This is a genomic window from Streptomyces sp. VTCC 41912, assembly GCF_045799175.1.
GTDB lineage: Bacteria > Actinomycetota > Actinomycetes > Streptomycetales > Streptomycetaceae > Streptomyces > Streptomyces albulus_C.
Map to the genome: position 1 here is coordinate 20,621 of NZ_JBJMAB010000063.1, position 7,190 is coordinate 27,810.

Sequence of the window (7,190 nt, forward strand, 5' to 3'; positions counted from 1 at the left end):
GCGCCTCCCAGGGCTTAAGCGGCGTTGGCGGCGTTAGCGGCGGATACCGGTCGCGAACGGCAGGGTGTTCACGAAGGCCCGGTGGTGCTCACGGTCGCACCATTCCAGCTTGAGGTAGGACTTCCCCGCCGAGGCACGGATGGTCCGCTTGTCGCGGGCCAACGCCTCGGGGGAGCGCGACGAGACGGTGAGGTAGCCCACGAGGTTGACCCCGGCCGCACCGGACGCCAGGTCCTCGCCGCGCTGGTCCACCCGGCCGTGGTGCGCCACGTCCCGCGGGTCCACCACCCGGTTCATCTTCGCCGCCCGGCTCGCCTCGGCGTCGTCGTTGGTCTTCTCCGTCAGCATCCGCTCGATGGCCACCTCGGTGGGCTCCAGGTCCATGCAGACCGCGACCGTCCGGATCACGTCCGGGGTGTGGACGAGCAGCGGCGCGAGGAAGTTCACGCCCACCGGCGTCAGCGGCCACTCCTTGACCCACGCGGTGGCGTGGCACCAGGGCGCCCGGGTCGACGACTCCCGGGTCTTGGCCTGGAGGTACGTCGGCTCGGTCGCGTCCAGCTCGGCCGGCCAGGCGTTGCGCCGGCTCATCGCCTGGATGTGGTCGATCGGGTGGTCCGGGTCGTACATGGAGTGCACCAACGACGCCAGGCGGGCCTGCCCGAGGGGCTGGCGCACCCGGATGTCCGCCTCCGTCAACCGCGCGCAGATGTCCGTCAGCTCACGGGCCATCACCACCGCCAGCCCGGCGTCCCGGTCCAGCTTCCGGCGCAGCAGGCCGCTGCGCTGGGCCGCCGAGGCCCGGGCCATGGTGACCGCCTCGGTGGCCAGCTCCCGCGTGTAGTGCATGCAGGCGACCAGATAGGCCCGGTGCTGCTCGGACGACGTCGACACCATCGACTGCAACTGGTCGTAGGACTCCTGCAACCACTGCGGGGAGTTGGTGTCGCCCCGCTGGGCGACGTCCTTGGCGTGCGCGTCCGGGTCGGCGGGCAGCGTCCGCGCCAGCATCTGCAGCCGCGTCACGAAGCCGTCCCCGTTGGCGACGTGCTTGAGCAGCGTGCCGAACCGGTCGACGAGCGCCTCCTGGTCCTCGCTGTCCCGCAGGCCGACGCCCGGCCCCTCGATCTCGATCGCGGCGGTCACCGTCCGCCGGTCGGCGTGCAGCAGCACCGCGATCTCGTCCGGCCCGAACGGCGCCGACAGCCAACTGATCCGCCCGATGCCGGGCGGCGGCCCGATCTCCACTTCTCTCCCGTCCAGTCGTACGCCGGCCTCCATGGCCCCGGAGCGGTACACCGCTCCTCCCTTGCGCACGGTTCGGCGGAAACTCCGCCGGATCTCGAACCACTTGTAGTACGTGCGCCCCTTGTAGGGCACGTAGACCAGGGCCAGCCCCAGCATCGGGAAGCCCGTCAGGCTGGCGATCCGCAGCGGCAGCGACGGGACCAGCAGCCCGCACATCATCCCGAGGAACGCACCGGCGATGATCAGCGTGATCTCGCCGGTCTCCCGGTTCTTGCCGACGACGGCGTTGGGCCGGGCACGGCCGATCAGGTACGTGCGCCGCGGCGCGATCGGCTGGGACGGCGTGCTCAACGCCCCTCACCTCCAGGTGTCTTGCCGGTCCGGGAACCGCCGGTGCCGGGGGTCGTACGGGGCGCCGGCGCCGTCGAGGCGGAACGGGAGCCGTGCGCGGCGACACCGCCGGACACCGCGTCGGCCGGGCGGGACTGCCCGCCCTGGGCGCCGCCCCCGCCGTCGCCGCCCGACCGGCGGGCGCTGTGCGTCTTGATGCCCTGCGAGACCAGCGCCGCGGGCGACGAGATCATGGCCGCCGCCTGGCTGCCGTCGGTGGCCCGGCCCTTGCTGGACCGCGCCGACACCATCTCGTCGCCGAAGCCCGGCACGAACCGGTAGATCACCGCACTCGCGAAGATCGCCAGGACGATGATGGCGAGCCCGGACACCACGGCCGAGAAGGCGTTCGGCCCCTTGTCCCCGGAGAGCGCCCCGGCGATCCCCAACACGATCACGATCACCGGTTTCACCATGATCACCGCGATCATGATCCCGGCCCAGCGGCGGACGTGGCCCCACATGTTCTTGTCGACCAGCCCGGCGTACACCACGGTCCCCAGCAGCGCCCCGACGTACAGCAGCGCGGCCCGGATCACCAGCTCCAGCCACAGCACACCGGCCGCCAGCACCGACACCAGCGACACCACGATCAGCATGATCGGGCCGCCGCCGATGTCCGTCCCCTTGGTCAGCGCCTGCGAGAACGCCCCGAAGAACGTGTCGGTCTGCGCCCCCGTCCCCTTCGCGATGATCTCGGTGACCCCGTCGGTCGCCGACACCACCGTGTACAGGATCAGCGGCGTGAACGCGGACGCCAGCACCGTCAGCCAGAGGAACCCGACCGCCTCACTGATCGCCTCGGTCAGCCGCACCCCCCGCACGGCCCGCTTGGCCACCGCGAGCAGCCACAACACCAGCGTCAGCACGGTCGACGCCGCGAACACCACCGCGTACTGCCGCAGGAACGCCGCATTGGTGAAGTCCACCTGCGAGGTGGCCTTCACCGCCCCCGACAATTTGTCGACAATCCACGCGGCAGCCTTCGCACACCCCTGCGCAAGCGAACCGAGGGGGTCTAGGGGGTTGTTGGTGGAAAGGCCGCCGCCACCCGGATCGGACGCCCCGGTCCCGCCGCCGCTCCGTTGCTCGCACAGCTCCTTGGCCTTGTCGGTGAGGAGGGCGCAGGCGCCGTCGGAGGGCTTCGGTGAGGGGGAGGGGGAAGGCGCCGCGAAGGCGCGTGCCGAAAGGACCACGAGGATGGTCTGCACTCCGGCCAGCGCCGAGGTGATCCCAAGGATCCGACGCCGGTTGTCACCTCGCATAGGTCAACCCTCCGAACCCTTGGACGGCCTGGGAAATGGCGTCGGCCGTCGCGGCGGTCTGGTCCCCGCCGACCGGAGCCGGTCCGGCGCTCGTCGTGAATCCGGCGACCTTCCAGTCGCCGTTCACCCACTGCAATTGCATCGTGGCCGTGTACCAGTTCTCCGCGACCGGATTCTGGGACCCCTGGCCCGCGACACCGAAGAGGAGGGAGTACCAGACCGAGACCTTGGCGGTGGCACCCCCGAATGCCTCGGTCTTCGTCCCGATGGGGTTGGCCCTGGACACGAAGGTCATGCCCTTGGGAGTGCTGCCGTCGGGCTTGAGTCCCACCTGGGCGAGGAACTTCGGGTCGGTGTAGTTCTTGCGCAGGCTTTCCTTGCGGGCCTTCGCCGCGGCGGGGGTGTAGACGGCGTCCACGAGCGCGTCCCGCTGGGCCGACTGGTACATCCCGCTGCCGGACAGCGCCACCACGAAATTCGCCGCCGCCGACTGCGCCCCCTGCTCCGTCTGCGGGAAGCCGGAGGGGATGCCGCCGGTCTTGCCGCCGACCGGCTTGGTGCCGGTGGGGGCGGTGGGCTGGGCCGCGGCCTGGTCCTGGGTGGAGCCGGTGGAGCCGGTGTCCGTCTCGCTGTTGCCGCTGCCGCCGCGGTTCGCGAAGGCGATGGCCGCGAGCAGGAGGACGACCACGCCGACGACCGTGATGAGGTTGCGGCTGGAGAGGCCGGCCCGGGCGCGGCGCGGGGCGGCGTACGGATCGGTCTCGCCGTCGGGGAGTCTGGTCCTGGTCTGGCCCGTGCCGGATCCGCGGCCGTCGCCGTAGCCTCCGTCGTCGCCGATACTCATCGCGCCTGTGCCCCCTCTGCCGCCATCGCCGTTGCCGCCCTCGCCGTCCGTGCCGTTGGTGTGCCGCCTTCATATGACCGTAGCTGCGCGGGCGGCGGCTCGGGTGAAGTGGTACGAGTACATCTCACCGTGACGGTTCCTCAGTTGCTGGGCGGCAGAGGCGAATGGGGGACTCTGGGCGGTTTGTGCCCCTCGTCCGTCGAACGCCCGCCGCGGCCTGCTTGTCTCCGCAAGCACCTGTCCCCGCGCCGCGGGCACCCCAACCGGCCCGCTGGTGACGGGCGTGGGCACGGCGTGGCTCGGGGCCCCGCGGTCCGGGGTGAGGGGGCGTCAGCATGGGGCCTCGGGCGGGGGCGGGACATGTGGGGGTACGGAAGGGCACGGGACGGCGGAGAGGGGCCGGGCGGGGGCGCACGGGCGGCGGTGTCGGGACGGGCGTGTGCCGACGTGCGCGGTGTGCTGGCCGGTGGCGGCGGGCAGGGCTTGGGGGTGGCGCCCGTCCCGCCGGCGGCCCGGGCCGTCCGGCAGCCGGGTGTCGGGCCGTCGGGTGCCGGTGCGCGGCTGCCGGCCGGCCGGCTAGACGGCCATGCCGTAGACGATGGTGAACAGCGTGCCCAGCGAGCCGATGATGAAGACGCCTGTGAGGCCGGCCACGATCAGGCCCTTGCCCTGCTCGGCGCTGAAGGTGTCGCGCAGCGCGGTCGCGCCGATCCGCTGCTTGGCCGCGCCCCAGATGGCGATGCCGAGGCAGAGCAGGATCGCCACCGCCATGATGACTTCCACCATCACGCGGGCTTCGTTGCCCAGAGTGCCGAACGGTCCCCAGTCCGGGGCGATTCCGCCGATGATGGTGGTGATGTCGCCCTTTTCGGCTGCAATGAACATGTGTGAACTCACCGCCCCTTTATGGGTAGTTGTCGTGCCGCGCGGTGCGGCACGGATCCAGTCTCTATCTTCGCTGACAAAGACGCCATCAGATGTCGACTTGGCGGCTTTCTTTGACGGATCCGGTGCGGGTGTCGTGCGGGCGACCCCGTCCGGCGTCCGCCGCCTCCCATTGTCTCACCGTGTGTATCACGGGCGATAACGCTGAGCAATGACTGTCGTGGCGGGTGGGCTCCGCGCGAGGATGAGGGCGCCCCAAGGGCTGGGGCGCGGAACTGAGGGGGCTTCAAAGGGACCGGTGGAGACGGTGCTTCGGGGGCCGTGGGGCGGCTGCGCACGCATGTGACGGGAATCGCACGCCGTTCGAAGCGCCCCGTGCGCCTGGCCGTGCGCCGCGGTGCGGAGGCAACGCGCGGCGGTGGCCGGCGAAAGGGCTGTGAACCGGGCCTGAATGGGGGAGGGTTGTGGGGTGCGGAAATTCTGGATGGCCAGTGGGCTCGGCGTGGGGCTGTTGCTCTGCCTGGTCGCGCTGCTCGTGATCGGTACGTATGGGGCGGCGGCCGGGCTGGCCGGTGCCACGGGCCGCGCCGTCGGGCTGGCCAAGGGAGCGGTGCCGGCCGCGTACCAGTCACTGGTGGCGAAGTGGGGGACGCTCTGCCCGGCCATCAACCCGGCGCTCCTGGCGGCGCAGCTCTACCAGGAGAGCGGGTGGAACGCGCACGCCCAGAGCCCCGCGGACGCCCGCGGGATAGCGCAGTTCATCCCGGGGACGTGGGCCACCCACGGCATCGACGGCAACGGCGACGGCAAGAAGGACATCTGGGACCCGGAGGACGCGATCCCGTCGGCCGCCTCGTACGACTGCGAACTGGCGAGCTACGTGAAGGACGCGGCGGGCAACGCCACCGCGAACATGCTCGCCGCGTACAACGCCGGCGCCTACCGCGTCATCCAGTACAACGGCGTGCCGCCGTACCGCGAGACGCAGAACTACGTGAAGACGATCACGACCCTGGCCAAGAGCTTCGAGGCCCCGGTCGGCCCGGTGGCCTCCTCCCAGCAGGCCGCGGCCGCCATCTACTACGCCCAGGGCAAGCTCGGCACGCCGTACCTGTGGGGCGGCAACGGCACGGCCGACCAGGGCGGACGGTTCGACTGCTCGGGGCTGACCAAGGCCGCCTACCACTCGGTCGGCATCGAACTGCCGCGGGTGGCCAACGACCAGTGGAACGCCGGACCGCACCCCAAGCGGAGCGAGTTGCTCCCCGGTGACCTGGTGTTCTTCGCCTACGACCTCAACGACCCGCGCTCCATCCACCACGTGGGCATGTACGTGGGCGGCGGATACATGATCAACGCGCCCTACACCGGCGCGGTGATCCGGTTCGACAAGATCGACACGCCGGACTACATCGGGGCCACCCGCGTGACGTCGGATGGCGCGAAAGCGCTCCCCACCGGCAGCGGCGGGTGAACATGAGTCCTGAACTGCGGTGACGCATCAAGCTTCGATAACGTCCTGGTGATCATCCCGTGGAGAGTGGAACGCCGGGGGCGGACGGCGCGTTCCCCTGGCGTGGGGACACGGCAACGCTCGCGGCGGCACGCGCTCGACGGCCACGCAGATCGGCAACGGGGGTTGGCAGCACGTAGGCGGCGCTCGCACGGCGCGCGGAAGATAAGGGGCCACGGTTAGATGGCTGGACTCGCATTCGAGGGGCCGAACCCCGACGTCGACGTGCTCGACGGCATCAACGGCCTCGCGAAGGACGCCCCGCACTGGGTGAACCGCGCGATGGAGTTCGTCGGCGAGTACGGCATCATCGCCGCCCTCGGAGTGCTGTGCCTGATCGCCTGGTGGGTCGCACGACGCCGACCGGACGGCCCGGCCGCGATCGCCGGACTGCTCTGGGCCCCACTGGCCGCCGGACTGGCACTGCTCGCCAACATCCCGATCCGGGGCTTCGTCGAACGACCCCGGCCGTTCAAGGACCACGCCGGCCTGGCGGTGCTGATCCCCGGCAAGAGCGACTTCTCGTTCGTCAGCGACCACGCCACGCTCACCATGGCCGTCGGCGTCGGCCTCTTCGTCGCGCACCGCCGATTCGGCCTGATCGGGATCGGGCTGGCGCTGCTCGAAGGGTTCTGCCGGGTCTACCTGGGCGTCCACTACCCCACCGACGTGATCGGCGGATTCGCCCTCGGCACGGCCGTCGCCCTACTGCTCGCCCCCCTCGCCCAAGCCCTCCTCGTGCCGATGACGGCCGCGATCGCACGCTCGCCACTGGCCCCCCTGGTACGGGCCGGCCACGACCCGTCGCCGGGTCGCGGCGCTGAGCCGGGGCGCGGCGCTGAGCCCGGCCCGGTGGTCCCTGCGGAGCCGGTCCAGGACCTGGCGGCCTGACGGTTCCCCTCCGGGGTGGGGTTCCCACGTTGTTGGCTTTCCCGCCGTGGGGGTGCTGTTTGCGCCTGCGGCGCGTGGTCCGCTGCGCGGGGCTGTTGGGTGCGGTGACGGGCCTGCGGGGGTGGTGTGCAGGACTGCTGCGCTTTACGTCCTG

At 71.3% G+C, this 7,190-nt stretch carries 6 protein-coding genes; 2 read left to right on the forward strand and 4 right to left on the reverse strand.

The features are described 5' to 3' along the window. Positions 1-33 precede the first annotated feature (33 nt). The 4 genes from ACJ6WD_RS39725 to ACJ6WD_RS39740 form a co-directional block, all read right to left on the reverse strand. Positions 34-1,599, reverse strand: a complete 1,566-nt coding sequence (locus ACJ6WD_RS39725; protein WP_233661916.1) for an SCO6880 family protein — start codon at positions 1,597-1,599, stop codon at positions 34-36. After that, positions 1,596-2,903: a hypothetical protein gene (locus ACJ6WD_RS39730; RefSeq protein ID WP_407617661.1), complete on the reverse strand. Its 1,308-nt coding sequence runs from the start codon at positions 2,901-2,903 to the stop codon at positions 1,596-1,598. Before ACJ6WD_RS39730 ends, ACJ6WD_RS39725 begins: the two co-directional genes overlap by 4 nt. Beyond that, positions 2,893-3,747, reverse strand: coding sequence for a hypothetical protein (locus ACJ6WD_RS39735; RefSeq protein WP_407617662.1), 855 nt, complete (start codon positions 3,745-3,747; stop codon positions 2,893-2,895). The genes ACJ6WD_RS39730 and ACJ6WD_RS39735 overlap by 11 nt, the downstream gene beginning before the upstream one ends. A 576-nt stretch (positions 3,748-4,323) precedes the next feature. Next, positions 4,324-4,632, reverse strand: coding sequence for a hypothetical protein (locus ACJ6WD_RS39740; RefSeq protein WP_016575456.1), 309 nt, complete (start codon positions 4,630-4,632; stop codon positions 4,324-4,326). Positions 4,633-5,101: 469 nt separating this feature from the next. On the opposite strand from ACJ6WD_RS39740, the gene ACJ6WD_RS39745 reads away from it, so the two are divergent. Both ACJ6WD_RS39745 and ACJ6WD_RS39750 read left to right on the forward strand, forming a co-directional pair. Continuing rightward, positions 5,102-6,106: an NlpC/P60 family protein gene (locus ACJ6WD_RS39745; RefSeq protein ID WP_407617663.1), complete on the forward strand. Its 1,005-nt coding sequence runs from the start codon at positions 5,102-5,104 to the stop codon at positions 6,104-6,106. Positions 6,107-6,328: 222 nt separating this feature from the next. Next, entirely contained in the window at positions 6,329-7,036 is a 708-nt protein-coding gene (locus ACJ6WD_RS39750; protein ID WP_407617664.1) for a phosphatase PAP2 family protein, read from the forward strand. The last annotated feature ends 154 nt before the right edge of the window (positions 7,037-7,190 follow it).

What these genes read in the sequence shown, in the direction of transcription:
- ACJ6WD_RS39730 (WP_407617661.1), bottom strand. Translation starts at nt 2,903, where the DNA reads ATGCGAGGTGACAACCGGCGTCGGATCCTTGGGATCACCTCGGCGCTG.
- ACJ6WD_RS39735 (WP_407617662.1), bottom strand. Translation starts at nt 3,747, where the DNA reads ATGAGTATCGGCGACGACGGAGGCTACGGCGACGGCCGCGGATCCGGC.
- ACJ6WD_RS39740 (WP_016575456.1), bottom strand. Translation starts at nt 4,632, where the DNA reads ATGTTCATTGCAGCCGAAAAGGGCGACATCACCACCATCATCGGCGGA.
- ACJ6WD_RS39750 (WP_407617664.1), top strand. Translation starts at nt 6,329, where the DNA reads ATGGCTGGACTCGCATTCGAGGGGCCGAACCCCGACGTCGACGTGCTC.